Here is an 18,834-nt window from a genome sequence, read left to right on the forward strand (position 1 = left end):
GGCCGCTTTTGATTAATCGCAAAACCAGGCCTACCTATAACGTCGATATCAAAAGACCGCCCAACGCAATCACTATAACCACCGCCCAGGCAGGAAGTTTCCACACCGTCAGCAGCAAAAATCCTGTCAGTGCCAAGGCAAATTCATACGGCCCAATAATCGCGCTGGTCCATACCGGCTGATAGAGCGCCGCCCCCAGAATCCCGACCACCGCGGCATTGGCGCCGCGCATTAGCGCCTGAGCACTACCCCACTGGCGAAAGCGATTCCAAAATGGCAGTACGCCGACCAGCAGTAAAAAGCCCGGCACAAAAATTGCCAGCAGGGCCAATAGCGCCCCCGCCAGCCCATTAACCCCAGGCAGCAGCGCACCTAAATAAGCCGCAAAGGTAAATAGTGGCCCAGGAACGGCCTGCGCCGCCCCATAGCCGGTTAAAAACGCATCCGGCGTTACCCAGCCCGACTGCACCACTTCCGCTTCCAGTAGCGGCAGTACCACATGCCCACCGCCAAATACCAGCGCGCCCGAGCGGTAGAACGCATCGAGAATATCCAGCCATACGGCACTCCCCGCAAGCAGCGGCAGCACAATTAAAAACCCAGCAAATAATATCAGTGCGACAACGCCTGCTTGGCGCGAGATGGAGAAGTGGAGCTGTTCTGGTGTCGGCATCGACGCTTCACGGCAGAGTATTAAACCCGCTAATCCGCCTGCCACGATGGCACTGACCTGCCCCATCGGCCCGCTTAAGAAGCCCACGGTAAACACCGCCAGTAGCGCAATGCCTGTACGCGTTTTATCCGGGCACAGGTTGCGTGCCATGCCCCACACAGCGTGGGCCACAATCGCCACCGCAACGATCTTCAAACCGTGAATAAGGCCGCTGGCAACAGGGCCATCCAACACCGCTGCGCCCAACGCAAACAGCACCAGCACAATGGCCGAAGGCAGTGTAAAGGCAAGCCACGCCGCCGCCGCCCCCCAAGGCCCGGCGCGCATTAACCCCAGGGCGAAACCTACCTGGCTGCTAGCCGGTCCCGGCAAGAACTGACAGAGCGCGACCAGATCCGCATAGGCCGCTTCAGAAATCCATCGACGGCGCTCTACAAACTCGGTACGAAAGTAGCTCAGATGCGCCACCGGCCCACCAAAGGAGGTCAGGCCGAGCCATAGAAAAACGCTGAAGACTTCGCTGATACGTACTTGAGCTCCTGATTGCTTTGCCATGATACTTTTCTTGGTCCATAAAAAAGCGCAAGGATAAACCTTGCGCTTGACTGTTTAATGACAGGAATATAAATAATTCATATGCCAATCATACAACGGACGGTAAAAGCTACAATCAGGCAATAACCGATAAAGCGAAGTCACTCTCGCTCAAGCCAATCACATCCGCCACTTCATCCAGCGACTCAACAGCGGCGACCTGCTCGCGATCTTCAGTATCACTCCAATCAGCATCAAACCACAGTTCTGCCACGTTGTTATCACTGTTAAATACCACAACGTATGCTGAGACACTTTCATCCGAGAGCGTGTTAGCGATATCCGTTGAGGTAGCTTCTGTCTGTAAAACGATCACTCCCATATCGCTTGCCTCGATATCGGCCAGGCTATCACGTGTTACGTACCGTTCAGCACCAAGGGCCTCACCATCAGCCACTTCTTCTCCAAAGTTCAATAAGCCGGTGCTATCAAGTGCGATGATATCGCCCTCATCCACAGAGAAATCAGTTAGGGTAGTCACACCCCGCGACGAGCCGGAAAAGCCAATGACAAAGGTATCTGCGCCTTCACCACCCGTGAGCGTGTTATCCCCACCTAGCCCGTAGATCCAGTCATCACCCGCGCCACCATTGATCGTGTTATCCAGGCTGTTACCCGTGAGTTTATCGTCAAAATCAGTACCGATTACCTCTGCTATGAAATCAGCCTTATAATCCTCAAGACTCGTTGTGAGCACTTCGACCAGGTTGCTACTGTCAGAAGACAGCTCAATCACGGCACCAAATCCTAGTTGCTCGACAAGATCTTCGTAAATCGAAGTGGCATAAGACGTGACAGCAAAAATTGGATAAACACTGCTTGCCTCAAGCGCCTCTCTGACCTGCTCAATAGAGGGATAGTCCTCACCGGTGCCCATAGGGTCGCCATCAAGAATTCGATCGCCATTATTAGGCGGCAAATCGAGGTCAGACCAAAGTCCTTTTCCAGCGCCGTCACCGGCTACGTGATAGTCCGCATCGGTGAGCAGCACCAAAGTACGCAGCGCATCAGGACGATAACCTATGCCAGTGGCATCCATATCCACGCTGCCATCTTCTAGGTAAACCAGCGGATCCTCAGCACGAAGCGCAATTTGAAGCAGCGACGTCAACTGTGCCTCAGGGCCATCGGCACCAGATTTTATGATCATTTCCTCGTAAGCGCGGCGTAGGCCTTCTGGATCTAGCGATAATGGCGCATCAGTACGATACTCGTAATCACCTTCACTCCAAGCGCTAGGAGGAGCACCAAAAGGGCTTATCGGCTTATCAACGAAAGTTGCCACACCGAAGGTGCTGTTGGGCTGAATATTGCGCACTCCACTGATCAAGTCATCAATGAAACCTGTAGAGTTAATGGTATATAAGTCAGCGGAAAAAGAGCCTGAAAGATCTTGAGATAGCATGATATCGAGCGGCTGCAGGCCAGTAGCGCCTATACCGGTGCCCAGTAAAATAGTGGCGCCACCCTCTTCAGCACCACCATTTATTTTACCACCATCGATGAGGTCAACGACGGCAGGCCCTTCGGCTAAAGAAAGGTCTAATATGCTGTTGCGCCCACTATCGATGATAGTTTTCTCGCCAGAGCCAGAAATTCGGTAGGTATCCTTACCACCCAAGCCGACAAGCACATCATCTCCATCAAGGCCATCAATTATATCGTCACCAGCAGTGCCTCTCAGATAGTCATCACCATCGGTACCGAGAATTATGCCAGCTTCATCAATCTCTCGAGCCACGGAGTCAACACGGCGGGCTTCACTAGCATCAGTACCTTCGACCGTCAGGCTGTCCGTAAGGGTATAGCCTGCCATGCTGCCCAGATCAGATGTTGTGCTTAGCGTGCCATTACCGCTGATAATGCGCGCCCCGCCCATGGCATCCAGAGAATCAACTTCCAGGGTTACACCCTCCCCCAACTCAATCTCGCCGAGATAGGCAAGTGTCACGCCTTCCCCCAAACTGAAAGTAGTGGGTTCATCGGCGCTTATGCGCAAGGTGCTACTGCCATCCCCGGTTAAAGAAATAAACTTTTCAAGTTGCTTGATACTAAATTCCACTGAGGAGCGAATTTCCACAGTGTTCACGCCCGTAATGTCGTAATTACTCAGGTCGGCTGTACCAATCACATAAAGCGTATCCGACCCGCCCCCGCCATCGATACGCCCTTTACCGCCATTATCATCTTCGTTGAACACTGTCCCGTTCAAATCGGTAATAGGGAAACCTAATGCTTTGGTGGTATCTGCACTTTCCACCTTTCCACCTGAAGACACATCACCGACCACTACAAAGGTATCATTACCCTCTCCACCCAACATGGTGTCGGTACCAGCGCCACCACGCAGAATAGCCCCCTCATCCCCGGCGCGGAGAACATCACTTCCCTCACCAGTTGATAAGAAACCATCACCTACAATGAACGTATCGCTAGTAATAATGCCGTTACCATCAGTTACCGATAGCGTCAGCTCGACTTTCTCACCATCTTCAAGTGAGCTACCTTCCTTTAGTTTGAGCATCGTGCCAACGTCAACATCGACATCAAGCTCAAAGCGCTCATCCCCTGATAGGCTAAAGTCGTAAACCACTTCAGCTGCGTCAGAAATCGCTTTCACAAGACCAATTTCTGCCCCAGGCTGACCAGCGTTGATAGCTGTACCATCAAACGTAATTTTGACGTCCTCTGGCTCCGGCTCTGGTTGCGGCTCTGGCTCCGGCTCTGGTTGCGGCTCTGGCTCTGGCTCTGGTTGCGGCTCTGGCTCTGGCTCTGGCTCTGGCTCTGGCTCTGGTTGCGGCTCTGGCTCTGGCTCTGGTTGCGGTTCTGGCTCTGGTTGCGGTTCTGGCTCTGGTTGCGGTTCTGGCTCTGGTTGCGGCTCTGGCTCTGGTTGCGGCTCTGGCTCTGGTTGCGGCTCTGGCTCTGGTTGCGGCTCTGGCTCTGGTTGCGGCTCTGGCTCATTGAGCACAGCGATATTCTCTTCAAAAGCCTGCTTGTCTACCGCGGCTGCAGACTGTGCCAGAGTAAAGGCTAGCGTAGAAAGCGTTAGTGAGCCGTTGTCCAGTTTTTCTGCCCAGTAAGTAGCACCTTCAGCATCAGGCTCACGATTGAACATATTGTCGTAGAGAGCTGTAATCTGCGCACGACTATCCAGATCAGCATATTTCTCCATATATTCATCTGAATTACCAAAAGCCTCGACAATCAAGCCTAAATTTCCCTCGGCGGATTGCATTGCTTCAACCCAGTAGGCTTTTCCTTCTGCGTCTGGCGCGCGCCCGTAATAGCCCGCGTAGAGCATATCCATGAGATTACTGTAGGTTTGCGTGAGCGCGTCATTAACACGCTGTTCTAAAATACTTGCATCCTGGCCTGTGACAGCGTTAATGACGTAGCGCACGACATCAGCGAAAGTTTCGCCACTTTCAAGCCTCTCAGCCCAATAATTTTGCCCCTCAGGGTCTGCATCACGTCCGAGCAAATGTTGATACAACGCATTTATTTGATCATTGGCATCCAAGCCAGCATATAAATCCGCGAATTCAGGCGATTGCGTAAACGCTTGGCTAATTTCCTCAAAGCTATTGGTATTATGTTGACTCGCCCAATAGAGCAGCCCATCCCAATCAGCGGGACGGTTATAAATGGCTAAATAAAGTGCTTGAATAGTTGCATGGGTCGACATGATCATTCCCTTATTTTTTCATTTTGTCTTGATGCCATCATTAGCTAATAGGCTGTGGCTTAAAACTAAAGCCACAGCAAAATAGCTAAAAATAATTAACTTATTTGTATTATTTTGCAACCCTAAATGCAAAAACCTCTAATGACTATCTTCATAGATAGAAAGTCTTTCCTTAATAACGCTGTACTAAAAAATAACCTTTTACTCACTCTGATCAGTTACCGCACCGGTGCTAGCCGAGCTTACCAATCGCGCGTACTTGGCCAGCACACCGCGGGTATAGCGCGGCTCTGGGCGTTGCCAAGCGGCTTGGCGGCGCATTAACTCGTCGTCGGCCACGTGCATTTCGATGGTATCCGCCTCGGCATCGATGGTAATGCGGTCGCCATTTTCCACCAGCGCCAGCGGGCCGCCCTCAAACGCCTCGGGCGATACGTGACCAACCACAAAGCCGTGGCTGCCGCCGGAGAAGCGTCCATCGGTTATCAGTGCAACGTCATTACCCAGGCCGCGGCCCATGATCGCGGAAGTAGGTGTGAGCATTTCGCGCATGCCGGGACCGCCTTTGGGGCCTTCGTAGCGAATCACCACGACATCGCCTGCTATGACGGTGCCATCGTTAATCCGCGCCTGGGCTTCTTCTTCAGAACCAAATACCCGCGCCGTACCAGAGAAGCGCGTACCTTCCTTGCCAGTAATCTTCGCTACGGCACCTTCGGGCGCCAGGTTGCCGTATAGAATACGCAGATGGCTTTCGGCTTTAATCGGCTTATCCAGCGGCGCGATGATCTGCTGGTCGTCAGGATAAGGCGCAACGTCCGCGAGGTTTTCCGCCAGCGTATTGCCAGTTACCGTTAAGCAGTCGCCATGTAACAGGCCAACGGCTAGCAGGTTTTTCATCAGCGGCTGAATGCCGCCCAGCGCCACAAGCTCACTCATCATGTAGTGGCCGCTGGGACGCAGATCCGCGACTACCGGCACTCGCTTGCCGATCTCGGTAAAGTCTTCAAGCGTCAGTTCAACGCCGATGGTCCGCGCCATACCGATAAGGTGCAGCACCGCATTGGTAGAGCCGCCCAGGGCAATCACCACGGTAATCGCATTCTCAAACGCCTTGCGGGTCATGATGTCCGAAGGCTTGATATCCCGCTCCAGCAGCTCAAGCACCGCCTCGCCTGCCGCTTTACAGTCGTCACGCTTTTCTTGGGAAATCGCGTTTTGCGCGGAGCTGCCCGGCAGGCTCATGCCCAAGGCCTCAATGGCCGACGCCATGGTGTTGGCGGTGTACATACCGCCACACGAACCTGGGCCAGGAATCGCGGTCTCTTCGATATTCTTGAGCTCGATCAGGTCTATATCGCCCCGCGAGTGAGCGCCCATAGCCTCGAACACCGAGACGATATCGGTATGTCCTTTGCCCGGCATGATCGTGCCGCCATACACAAATACGCTGGGGCGATTCAAGCGCGCCAGCCCCATCACGCAGCCCGGCATATTCTTATCGCAGCCGCCAATCGCGACCAGACCATCAAAGCCTTCGCAGCCCGCCACGGTCTCTATGGAATCAGCAATCACTTCCCGCGAGACCAGCGAGTACTTCATGCCTTCGGTGCCGTTGGCAATGCCGTCAGAAATGGTGATGGTATTGAAAATAACCCCTTTACCGCCCGCGGCGTCGGCACCATCGCGGGCCTGTTCGGCAAGCTCACCGATATGGCTGTTGCAGGGTGTCACCATGCTCCAGGTAGAGGCCACGCCTACCTGGGGCTTTTTGAAATCAGCATCGTTAAAGCCTACCGCGCGTAGCATGGCACGGCTGGCAGCTTTACCCACGCCATCAACCACAGGGGCGGAATGGCGGCGAGTATGGTTCGGTGTATCGGTCATGGGGCACTCTCTTGCGTTATTCACGGTTTAATAAACACAGCTTGAGGGGTTATGCAGCATCTCGCAATACGTTTAACTTATGGCACCATAGTACTCGTCTTAAGTACTGTGCCTTATCGTTACTGCCGTGAAGGAAATACCGCTGCATGTCGTCACATTCGCTGCTTGCTAATACATCGTCTCTTACGCCGGGTTTTATGGTGGTGCATGCCAACCGCCTGGAAGACCTGCGCGGGCTGGCGGTGGAGTGGATGCGCCTTCATCCGTTAGGGCCGCTTGAGAACGAGACGATTCTGGTGCAGAGCAACGGCATTGGGCAGTGGCTAAAGCTGGCACTGGCGGAAGACCCGGCACAGGGCGGCGCGGGCATTGCGGCGGCGCTGAACGTTACCCTGCCTGCGCGCTTTTTATGGCAGGCCTACCGCACGGTGTTGACGCATATCACCGGTGACGCCCAGGCGGTGCCTGAAACCTCACCGTTTGATAAATCGCGCCTGGTTTGGCGCTTGCTGCGTTTACTGCCCAGCTTGGCTGAGAAGCCCGCCTTTGCCCCGTTGGCACGCTTTTTGGAAACCGACCGCGACCAGCGCAAGCATTATCAATTGGCCGAGCGCCTGGCGGATTTGTTCGACCAATACCAGGTGTACCGCGCCGACTGGCTTGATGCCTGGGCACGGGGCGAAGATGTACTCATTACCGCTCGCGGCGAAGCGCGCCCGCTGGATGAACATCAGCGCTGGCAGCCGGAGCTATGGCGCGCCCTGCGCGACGACGTTGCCGCCACCCAGGGCGAGGCCGGGCTTAATAGCAGCCGCGCTCAGGTGCATAGCCGCTTCTTACAGGTCGCCGAACAGCTGGAAGGCCAGGCTTGCCCGCAGGGCTTGCCCCGGCGGCTGATTATTTTCGGGATTTCCTCACTGCCCCAGCAAACGCTGGAAGCCCTGGCCGCGCTTTCGCGCTGCTGCCAGATCGTGCTGTGCGTGCATAACCCCTGCCAGTTTTACTGGGCGGATATCATCGAACACAAAGATTTGCTGCGCGCCAGCCGCTACCGCCAACAGCGTAAAACGGGTATGCCCGAAGCGCTGGACGTACTCGGCGATGGCGATGTAGACAGCGCCCTGCACCTGCACGCCCAGCCGCTGCTGGCGGCCTGGGGCAAACAGGGGCGCGATTACCTACGCCTGCTGGATGAGCACGACGATGCAGGAAACTATCAAACCCTGTTCGAGCAGCAGGCGCTGCGTATCGATATGTTCGAGCCGTTCAGCACGCCGGAGCACAGTTGCCTGCTCAGCCAACTGCAGGATGATATCCGTGAGCTGCGCCCGGTGGCCGAAACCCAAACCACTTGGCCTGCGGTTGATGTAAACCAAGACGACTCGATTGTGTTTCATATCGCCCACGGCCCCCAGCGCGAAGTGGAGATTCTTCACGACCAGCTGTTGGCCGCGTTCAGTGCCGACCCTGAACTGCGCCCGCGGGATATCATTGTCATGGTGCCGGACATTGACCGCTACGCGCCGCATATCGAAGCAGTGTTTGGTCAATACCGCTCAAGCTACCGCACGCTTGGCCGCGATGACCCGCGCTATATTCCCTACACGCTTTCAGACCAGGCCAGCCGCCATCGCCTGCCGCTGATGATTGCCCTGGAAAAGTTGCTGCGCCTGCCGGAGCTGCGCCTGTCGGTAAGCGACCTGCTGGATCTACTGGATGTGCCTGCACTCCGCGCCCGCTTCGGCATTGAAGAGCGTGATTTACCCACGCTGAACCGTTGGATTGAAGGTGCGGGTATCCGCTGGGGCTTAAACGCCCAGCAGCGCATGCAGCTTGATTTACCCCAGGGCCTGAGCCAGAACACCTGGGCGTTTGGCCTGCGTCGTTTGCTGTTGGGTTACACCGTGGGTGTGGCGGATGCGTGGCAGGGGATCGAGCCGTTTGATGATATCGGCGGGCTTGAAGCCTCGCTTGCCGGGCCACTGGCGACGCTGCTTGAAAAGCTCGAAACCACCTGGGAGGTTTTCTGCAAGCCGACTACCGCAGCCAACTGGGTCATCCGGCTGCGCGAACTGCTGGAAACCTTCTTTCTGACCGACGACGCCGAAGAAAGTGTGATGCTGACCAAGCTGGAAGGTGCGCTTCAGCAGCTGTTCGACAGCACCGAAGAGGCCAAACTGGATGATAATTTGCCGCTTTCCATGGTGCGCGAACACTGGCTCTCGCAGATTGATGAGCACAGCCTCTCCCAGCGCTTTTTAGCCGGGGCGGTCAATTTCGCCACGTTAATGCCGATGCGGGCGATTCCCTTCAAGCGGGTGTGCCTGCTGGGCATGAACGACGGCGAATACCCACGCTCCCAACCGCCGCTGGATTTTGACCTGATGGGCAGCGACTACCGCCCCGGCGACCGCTCGCGCCGGGAAGATGACCGCTACCTGTTTCTGGAGGCGCTGCTGTCAGCGCGCCAGCAGCTCTATATCAGTTGGGTGGGCCGCAGCCAGATTGACAACAACCCCATGCCGCCTTCCGTGCTGGTCGGCCAACTACGCGATCACCTGGCGGCAGGCTGGGTAAGCCAATGCCAGGCTGACGAGCCACTGATTGAAGCGCTGACCACCGAGCATCCACTGCAACCGTTTAGCCATCGCTATTTTACCCAGCCCGGTAGTTCAGCCTCCCAGGCCCGGCTATTTACCTATGTACACGAATGGCGCGATGCCCACGAACAGCACGCGCTGCTCGCCTCACAAAAGAGCAGCGATAAACAGCAAAGCGCCCTGCTCGAATTTAACCAGGAAGTGCCACTGACGCTTGCCCAGCTAGGCAGCTTTCTGCGCGAACCGGCCAAAGCGTTCTTCAACACCCGCCTGGGGGTTTATTTTGAGCAGGAAGCCTTGACCCAGCTGGACGTCGAGCCGTTTGTGCTTAACGGCCTGCAGCACTGGCAGCTGCAGGATCAGCTGATTGCCGCCCAGCGCCGCGCGGTGGATAACGGCGAGCCCCGTGAAGAAGCCATGTTTGCCGCGCTTGAGCGCATCAAGGGCCAGGGCGTGCTAGCGGTAGGCGCTTTTGGCGAGCGCATGAGCGAATCGCTGGCCGAGCCCATGCAAACGCTGTTTGATGCCTATAAGGATGCACTCGAAGAGTGGCCCATTGCAGTGGAAGCCCCCCAAGCGGTCGCATTTAACGCCCACGAACTTTCGGTCAACGATTGGATTAACGAGCTGCGCACGGATGAGAACGGCAAGCGCTGCCGCCTACTGCTGGTGAGTAACAGCTTGATTAGTAATGCGCGTGGCCGTGGGCAGTACCGTTGGCAGCATCTACTGCGCCCTTGGGTGGCCCACCTGGCTGCCAATGCGGTGTCGCCGATGACCACCCAGCTGCTTTCCAAGGCAGGCCATGCGCGCTTTGAACCGCTAGCAGCGGATACCGCCCAGGGCCATCTAGCGACTATTGTGCAGTGTTGGAAAGAAGGAATGACCCTGCCGCTGCCGTTGGCCCCGCAGGCAGCGTTTGCCTGGCTGAGTAAAGCCGGAACGGTGGACAGCACCGCCGACAGCGATGCCTTTAGCGCAGCAGCAAGCACCTATGAAGGCGGGCGCTTTCAGACCGGCGAAGTCGCGCAAAGCGCCTACCTCGCCCGCCAATGGCCCCACTTTGAAGCGCTGTTTAACGAGGGTCACCAGGAAGCGGCTAACCCCGCCCTGCGCTTCGCCGCCCTGGCAGATGCCCTTTATCTGCCGCTCTACCGTGCGGTGAAAGAGTAGCACTGCTCGGTAAAAGTAGGCGCGCTTCGCTTAATGCGGGTGGTTAACCAGGAGTATTCGATTGGCCAGCGAGATCATTTCCGGGTCGCCGGTGTTCTTTTCGGCCACATCGGAAAGCTTGATGACCGGCAGCCAACCCTGACCTTCAGGGCGCGCCTCGACCATCTTGATCACCATGTTCATGGGCTCTTCGCCCACATCGTTGGTGAAGTTGGTGCCAATACCAAATGCCATGCCGATACGGTCTTTGCAGAAGGCATGAATGCGCTCGATTTTTTCAGGGGTAAGCGCATCGGAAAAGATAATCGTCTTGCTCAGCGGGTCAATGCCCAGGCGCTCATAGTGCGCGATGGTTTGTGAGGCAAAGTCGATAGGGTCGCCGCTATCGTGGCGCACGCCATCAAACAGCTTGGCAAACTTCTTATCGAAGCTGTCGAAAAAGGCTTTTGATGTAAACGTATCGGTTAACGCAATGCCCAGGTCGCCCCGGTACACATCCACCCAATGCTCAAGGGCCAGGCTGTTGGCCATTTTGAAACCAAACCGGGCACCGTGGAACATGAACCACTCATGCGCGTGGGTACCAATCGGCTTCACATCGTGGCGCATCGCCAGCAGCACATTACTGGTACCGGTAAACGACTCGCCGCCGTGATGGCGAAGCGCGCCCACCACGCGGTCGTGAACATTAAATGAGAAACGCCGACGCGTACCAAATTCAGCGATTTTGAGCCCCATGCGTTGGTAAAGCTCGATTTTTTCCTGGGCGCTCTGCTCAATCATCGCATCTGCTTCCGGGGTAATCGTAATACCACGCAGCTGATACCAAAGCTCGCTGATCAGCGCCATCAACGGCACTTCCCAAAGAATGGTGCGATACCACGGGCCTTCAATTACTACGGAAAGGTCCGCCCCCTGCTGCTCGATAATGACCTCGCTGGGGTCATAACGAAACCCGGCCAGAAAATCGAGATAGGTAGGGTCCAGATAAGGGCAGGTCGTTTCGAGATAGCACTTCTCTTCGTCGTTTAAGCGAAGCGCCGCCATATTATCGACTTCGCGGCGTAACGCAGCGCCAAACCCTTCCGGAAAGGCATGCTCGCCACGATTGATAAAAGCGTAACGCGCATGGGCATACGGAAAGCGTTTAATCACGGCATTCTGCATCGTGATTTTGTAAAAGTCGTTATCCAGAAGCGAGGTTAGCATGGAGTCTCATCGTCAGCGTGAACAGAAGCCGCGGTAGCGTAAACAAGATCGCCCCAAGAGTGGCTAGCCGACAAGATTAGCAGGTGACGGCGCCGGCTCCCAGCCCAACCCGCTCGCTTGTGCCTTTTGCTCGCTGCTTTTTGCTCCCTAACGGGCATCGCGATATAGTTCTCCAGCCGCCTCTATTTGCCCCACTCGGGGCGTGTTGTTTTTGTGCCTGCTAGCGCCTGCTCCTGGAGACCAGTGATGAGCCACCCCGCCCCACTCAACCCCTTGAGCCTGCCCTTGCACGGCAGCCGCCTGATCGAGGCCAGCGCCGGTACCGGTAAAACCTTCACCATCGCGCTTTTATACGTGCGTCTGGTATTGGGTGGGCGCAGCAAAGAGGACGACGACGCCTTTATCCGCCCGCTCACACCACCTGAAATTCTGGTGGTCACGTTTACCAACGCCGCGACTCAGGAGCTGCGCGAGCGGATTCGTAACCGGCTGGTGGAAGCCGCTGAGGTTTTTCGCAGTGATGAAAATGCAGGCGATAAACTGCTGCTAGAGCTGCGCAGTGAGTACCCACCCTCGGCTTGGCCCGCCTGCGCACGGCGCCTGGCACTGGCTGCCGAGTGGATGGACGAAGCCGCCGTGTCCACCATTCACAGCTGGTGCTACCGCATGCTGCGCGAGCACGCTTTCGATAGCGGCAGCCTGTTTTCACTAAACCTGGAGAACGACCAGCGCGAGCTGGAACAAGACGTTGTTCGCGACTACTGGCGCACCTTCTACTACTCGTTGGATGGCGACGCGCTGGGCAGCATTGTGAGCTACTGGCAGTCCCCCGACGACCTGCACGCCAGCTTGCAGCGCCTGCTGCCCGAGTGCGACGCGCTGGGCGAACAACGCCCGGAGCCGGAGCAAACGCTTACTACCTGCCAGGCCGCCCGCGCCGCCAAGCTCAGCGAGTTAAAAGCCCCCTGGGCTGCCTGGCTGGATGGGCTGGTGCCTGCGCTGGAAGAGGCCGCCAAGCAGAAGGCCTTCAAAGGGCAAAGTTTTAACGCCAAAAGCCGCGCCAACTGGCTGGGAGCGCTGCGCGAATGGTGCACAGGCGACGCTGCCCGCCCCCAGCTTACCGATGCCGCCTGGCGGCGCATGACGCCTGAGGGCATGGCCGATATCTGGAAAGTGGGCACGCCGCCCTGCCCTGAGGTATGGGAAGCGCTCGCCCACCTGCCCGGCGAGCTTAATGCCCTGCCCGAGCCGCGCAACGACCTGTTAATTCACGCCGTGCAGTGGTGCCGCCAGCGCCTGGAGCGCGAGCAGGAGCGCCGCGCTGAAATGGGTCCCAACGACCTTCTCACACACCTCGACCGCGCCCTGCAAGGCCCCAATAAAGAAGCGCTGGCCGCCCAAATAAAGCGCCAGTTCCCGGTCGCGCTGATTGACGAATTTCAGGATACCGACCCAATCCAGTACCGCATTTTTAACGCGGTGTATAACGTTGCTACACCGCGCCGCGACAGTGCCGTGATGCTGATTGGCGACCCCAAGCAGGCCATTTACGCCTTCCGTGGTGCGGATATTTTCACCTACCTGAAAGCCCGCCACGACACCGATGGCCGCCACGTTACGCTGGGCACTAACTTTCGCTCAAGTGCGGCGATGGTTAACGCGGTTAACCACTGCTTTAACTACGCCGACAAGCACGAAGCGGGCGCGTTTTTATTTCGTGAACAAGGCGGCGAGAACCCCCTGCCGTTTTTGCCGGTAGATGCCAAAGGCCGCGCCGACCAATTGGTGTTGAACGGCGCGCCGCTGCCCGCCATGACGCTTTGGCAAATGGCGGCTGACGAGCCGCTTTCCAAAACCGCCTACCAGCTTGAAATGGCCGAAGGCTGCGCTTCCCACATGACTGCCCTGCTCGAAGCGGGCCGCAAGCGGCAAGCGGGTTTCAAAACCGAGGGCGAACTTACGCCATTAAAATCCTCCGATATGGCGGTGCTGGTCAACGGGCTGCAGGAAGCCCGCGCCATTCGCTTGGCGCTTGCCAGTCGTGGGGTTAAAAGCGTTTACCTATCGGATAACGATAAGGTGTTTAGCTCGCCCATCGCCCAGCAGCTGGAAACCTGCCTACGCGCCTGCGCCGAGCCACAGGCTAACTCGCGCCAGGCGGAAGCCAAGCTGCGCGCAGCACTTGCCACTTCGCTGCTCGGGCTTAGCCTGGGCGAGCTTGATCACCTCAATCAAAGCGAGCTTGCCTGGGAAGCGCGAGTGGAACAGTTCAGCCGCTACCATCGCCTGTGGCAACTCCAGGGCGTACTGCCGCTGGTACGCAAGCTGATGGTGGATTTTAATATTCCCGCCCGGCTGCTTGAGTTTACCGACGGTGAGCGCTTGCTAACCGACTTGCTGCACCTGGGCGAACTGCTCCAGCAGGCAAGCCAGGAGTTGGATGGAGAACACGCTCTGATCCGCTTTTTGGCCGAAGCAATCGCCGACCCGGAAAGCCACGGCGACAGCCACAAGCTACGCCTGGAAAGCGACGCGGATCTGGTCAAGGTAGTGACTATTCACAAGTCCAAGGGCCTTGAATACCCGCTGGTATTTTTACCCTTTATTGCCAACCATCGCCCCACTAAAAAAGGCGATGTACCGCTGCGCTGGCACGATGGCGAAGGCAATTTACAGCTAAGCCTAAGCGCCGATGCAGAAACACTCGCCACCGCCGACCGCGAACGGCTTGGCGAAGACTTACGCAAGCTTTACGTGGCGCTTACCCGCGCCCGCCACGCCACCTGGCTGGGGCTTGCGCCGTTAAAGGAGGGCGAAGGCAGTGCCCTGGGTTACCTGCTTAATGGCGGTGACTACATTGCGCCCAATGAGTTTGGCAAAGCGCTTGCCGCGCTGGTCCATAAAAGCGACATCGCCCTGGAACCTGCGCCAGCCCCTACCGCGCTGTGCTTTACGCCCGCTCAGCAGCAAGAAGCGTTGGGGCAAGCCCGCACGCCCACGCGCCCAGCCCGCGAGCAGTGGTGGATCGCCAGCTACTCGGCGCTGCGCACCACGGGCGGCATCTCAGGGCTGCTATCAACCGCTGCCCCCACGCCGGAACCCACCACGCCCCAGGAAGCCACCACGTTTGAAGTGCTGGATGAGCCGCAAGATTTACTGCAAGGTTCTCCATTAACCGGGCAGCCCATGGCGAGTGTAACCACTCACTCCCCATTGCCCGCTGACAGCGATCAGCCGAGCGCAAACGCAAGCCACCTGCACCGTTTCCCTCGCGGCCCCGGCCCAGGCACCTTTCTACACGGCTTGTTGGAATGGGCAGGCCAGCTGGGCTTTGCCAAGGCACTTGAAGACACCGCCGCCCGTGAAGACACTCTGCGCCGCCGCCTGCAACTACGTGGTTGGCAAGCGTGGTATGAACCGCTGACAGGCTGGTTTGAGGATTTGCTCGGCACCCAGCTGCCGCTTCCCGGCCAGCAAAGTGCCGTGGCGCTTCAACAGCTAAGCGGTTATCAGATAGAGCTGGAGTTCTGGTTTGCGGCCCATCAGGTGGATACGCAGGCGCTGGATGCACTGGTTAGCCAGCACTTACTTCCCGGCCTTGCCCGGCCGGCGCTGGATGCCGACACGCTCAACGGTATGCTAAAAGGCTTTATCGACTTGGCGTTTGAATTTGATGGGCGTTTTTACGTACTGGACTGGAAGTCCAACTACCTGGGCGCAGACGACAGCGCTTATAGTGCCGAGGCACTGAGTGCCGCGCTGCTTGAAAAACGCTACGACCTACAGGCCGCGCTGTACCTGCTGGCGCTGCACCGGCTGTTAAAAGCCCGCCTGCCCAACTACGACCCGCACGTCCATCTAGGCGGATCATTGACCGTATTTTTGCGTGGCAGCCGGACGCCTGCACGCGGCGTACACCCCGAACCCGCCCCGGTGGCGCTGATTGAAGCATTGGATGCGTTATTTGCAGGCACGGCCAGCGGCGCTGGCCTTAAGGAAACGGCATGAAAGACTCACAAACCCTGGACCTGTTCGGCGAAAACGAGCCTGCGCCTGCCACACCGAGTAACAACACCCCAGCGCTTGGCCACCAACGGCACCTTGCGCTGAACGATACGGGCACCTTAATGGCGCTTTGCGAGCGCTGGGTCGCCAGAGGTTGGCTGCGCGACCTGGACCGCGCGCTGGTCAGCTTCTTCGCCCGCGAGGGAGGCCAGGTGCCGCCGCTGCTTCTGCTAGCCACTGCGCTTGCCAGCCACCAGCTGGGCCGAGGCCATGTGTGCTTGGACTTAAACGCCACGCTGAACGCACCGGACTTCGCCCTTTCGTTACCGCCAGAAGGCGATGACCTAAGCGACCCGCCGCCGCTACCCAGCGAGGTATTAACCACGCTAACGCTTGCCGAGTGGCAGGCCGCGCTTGATCACCCCACGCTGATCAGCAACGGCCACGGCAACACGCCGCTGGTGCGCTCCGACACCCCGCACACCACCCGGCTTTACCTGCGCCGCTACTGGCAGTACGAACAAACCCTGCACCAGGAAATCGCCGCTCGCTTGACCATATCTGAGGTGCCAGACAGTTCCTGTGGGAGCCCAGTTCATTGGTGGTCCGACACATCGGCGAAGGGTGACGCTAGTCACCCCCATTTACTCCAACAAGCCCTGAACACCCTGTTCCCCGACAACGGGACCCTGGATTGGCAAAAGATCGCCTGCGCGCTGGCGGCCCGCAGCCACTTTGCGATTATTACCGGCGGCCCCGGCACCGGCAAAACCACCACCGTTGTGCGCCTGCTCGCCCTGCTGCAAACCCTGCAACTGGCCCACTCGCCAACGCAGGCGCTACGCATTCGCTTAGCCGCCCCCACCGGCAAAGCCGCCGCCCGGCTCAATGAATCCATCGCCGGGCAGGTAAGCCAGTTGCCTATCGAAGACCTTGCGGCGCTATGGGAGCAGAGTGAATTGTGGGAGCCGAATTCATTGGGCGAAGATTCAAGCACTGAACAGCTACAAGCCTCCATCCCCACAGAAGTCACCACCCTGCACCGGCTACTAGGCGCCAGGCCCGACACCCGCCACTTCCGCCACAACCCCAACAATCCGTTGGCGTTGGACGTACTGGTGATCGACGAAGCCTCCATGGTGGATATCGAAATGATGACTGCCGTGTTAAGCGCCCTGCCCGCCCACGCCAAGCTGGTGCTGCTGGGCGATAAAGACCAGCTCGCTTCTGTGGAAGCCGGTGCCGTACTCGGTGATTTATGCCGCCGTGCCGAGGCCGCCCACTACACGCCAGAAACCGCCAAATGGCTTGCCACTCTCACCAGTCACCCGCTGCCCGAAGCGCTAACCTGCCCCAACGGCCAAGCGCTTGACCAGGCGATTACCATGCTGCGGGTAAGCCACCGCTTTGACGCCGCCAGCGGCATTGGCCAGTTGGCCGAGGCGATTAACCAGCCGTTAAGCGCCACGCTTAGCGAACGCGATAAGCAGAACGCCGTACACAGCGCCCTGCGCCACGGCTACGCCGACCTGCATCATTTGGTGCTGGGCGGGGAAAATGACAGCGCCCTGGAGCGCCTGGTAGTGACCGGCTCTCCGGAGCGCTTCCCCAATGCCGGTAAAGGCCGCCTTGATAAGAAAACCAATGAGGAAATAGCGCCACCCACGGGCTACCGACACTACCTCACGGTTTTAAACCAACAGCGCCCCGAGGTAACGCTAGCCTTTGAGGAAAACAAAAAGGCCTACGACACCTGGGCCAGCGACGTACTAAACGCCTACGGCCACTTCCAACTGCTCTGCGCGCTACGCAAAGGGCCGTGGGGCGTGGAGGGCTTGAACTTACGCATCGCCAAGGTACTGCGCAGCCACACGCTATTAAGCGCAAGCGATATCGAACTAGAGAAAGGCTGGTATGAAGGCCGCCCAGTGCTGGTCACGCAAAACGACTACAGCCTGGGGCTAATGAACGGCGATATTGGCATTACGCTAGCAGTACCCGACCCGCGCGGCGTAGGAAGAACCTTATATAGAGTCGCCTTTCCGACCAGCGATACGAAAAATCCCATCCGCTGGGTACTGCCTTCCCGCCTGCACGCGGTGGAAACCGTATTCGCGATGACAGTGCACAAATCCCAGGGCTCGGAGTTTTTGCACACCGCACTACTGCTACCGCAAACGCCCAACCCGATTCTGACGCGCGAGCTGGTCTACACCGGCATCACCCGCGCCCGCGAATGGCTTACCTTGGTGGAAGCCAAACGGGGGATTTTGAATGATGCGGTGGTTAGGGAGGTTATGCGGGTTAGCGGGATAGGGGACAATTAAATTTTTTAAAAATATTGTTAGTTTCTAGCTGCGTATGGACTGTTCAGATTAGGAGCTGTCATTACCCTTCCTACTATTTAAAATCCTCACTATGCTGATCAAACATCAACATTAAAGACATTGCGCCAGTTTTAACGATCATTATCCTAGTAAATATAGCGCATTCTTTAAAACATCGTAGGTTGCACTTTCGGCCTCGACAATATAATAAAATTGTCATTCATCTTATTTAAATATAACATCACCTTAAATTCAATACTTTATATTATAACCAGAAATCAGCTTAGCACCAATATCTATCAATGGAAAAATCACTTACAAAAAATTAAATTATCAATAAAAAAGAGCCCATACTCATACTTGATACATCATATTAATCATAGCTATCTTTTCAACGTTTATGTTTATTAAAAATTTTTCTTAATAATTCCTTAAGCAACCTTGGCTTCCCATCCTCTAAACCATCTCGGTTAATATTTTTAATTTCATTTAAAATTTTTAATTCTGACATTCTAGCTTCTACTAAGGAATGATTGCTATAGTGTTCTACGATTTTAAAAATCGTTAGCGAAAGAGTAGCTATTACTTGAGATACAACTATCAACCGGACAAAAGTATTTTTTATAACAATGCCTGAATCTCCTAAGGTTGACATTATTACGATTGAATAATACAAGCTAT

The 18,834-nt window shown here is 56.6% G+C and carries 8 protein-coding genes; 3 read left to right on the top strand and 5 right to left on the bottom strand.

The window, feature by feature from the left end:
• Positions 1-34 precede the first annotated feature (34 nt).
• The 3 genes from chrA to ilvD all read right to left on the bottom strand — a co-directional run bounded on the left by chrA (position 35) and on the right by ilvD (position 6,839).
• Positions 35-1,228 (bottom strand): chromate efflux transporter, encoded by a 1,194-nt coding sequence (gene chrA, locus ACT3XD_RS10405; RefSeq protein WP_192538780.1) that lies wholly within the window; start codon positions 1,226-1,228, stop codon positions 35-37.
• A gap of 115 nt (positions 1,229-1,343) precedes the next feature.
• Positions 1,344-4,952, bottom strand: coding sequence for a DUF4214 domain-containing protein (locus ACT3XD_RS10410; protein ID WP_444280558.1), 3,609 nt, complete (start codon positions 4,950-4,952; stop codon positions 1,344-1,346).
• Between the two features lie 201 nt (positions 4,953-5,153).
• The gene (ilvD, locus tag ACT3XD_RS10415) at positions 5,154-6,839 is read right to left on the bottom strand and encodes a dihydroxy-acid dehydratase (protein ID WP_192538782.1); all 1,686 of its coding nucleotides are present in this window, start codon (positions 6,837-6,839) and stop codon (positions 5,154-5,156) included.
• 146 nt (positions 6,840-6,985) lie between these two features.
• Here ilvD and recC point away from each other — a divergent pair, with 146 nt between their 5' ends.
• Positions 6,986-10,612, top strand: a complete 3,627-nt coding sequence (recC, locus tag ACT3XD_RS10420; protein ID WP_192538783.1) for an exodeoxyribonuclease V subunit gamma — start codon at positions 6,986-6,988, stop codon at positions 10,610-10,612.
• Positions 10,613-10,642: 30 nt separating this feature from the next.
• On the opposite strand, the gene pncB is transcribed toward recC, so the two are convergent.
• The gene (gene pncB, locus ACT3XD_RS10425) at positions 10,643-11,821 is read right to left on the bottom strand and encodes a nicotinate phosphoribosyltransferase (RefSeq protein ID WP_192538784.1); all 1,179 of its coding nucleotides are present in this window, start codon (positions 11,819-11,821) and stop codon (positions 10,643-10,645) included.
• A 246-nt stretch (positions 11,822-12,067) separates the two neighbouring features.
• Between pncB and recB the strand changes: the two genes are divergently transcribed.
• Positions 12,068-15,829: an exodeoxyribonuclease V subunit beta gene (gene recB, locus ACT3XD_RS10430; protein ID WP_192538785.1), complete on the top strand. Its 3,762-nt coding sequence runs from the start codon at positions 12,068-12,070 to the stop codon at positions 15,827-15,829.
• Positions 15,826-18,153 carry an exodeoxyribonuclease V subunit alpha gene (recD, locus tag ACT3XD_RS10435; RefSeq protein ID WP_192538786.1) on the top strand — a complete coding sequence of 776 codons (2,328 nt, stop codon included), beginning with the start codon at positions 15,826-15,828 and terminating at the stop codon, positions 18,151-18,153. The genes recB and recD overlap by 4 nt, the downstream gene beginning before the upstream one ends.
• A 391-nt stretch (positions 18,154-18,544) precedes the next feature.
• On the opposite strand, the gene ACT3XD_RS10440 is transcribed toward recD, so the two are convergent.
• The coding region (locus tag ACT3XD_RS10440) for a hypothetical protein (protein WP_444280559.1) at positions 18,545-18,834 on the bottom strand (290 nt) is incomplete at its 5' end.

The organism is Halomonas sp. AOP7-B1-5, assembly GCF_052353045.1.
GTDB lineage: Bacteria > Pseudomonadota > Gammaproteobacteria > Pseudomonadales > Halomonadaceae > Vreelandella > Vreelandella colorata.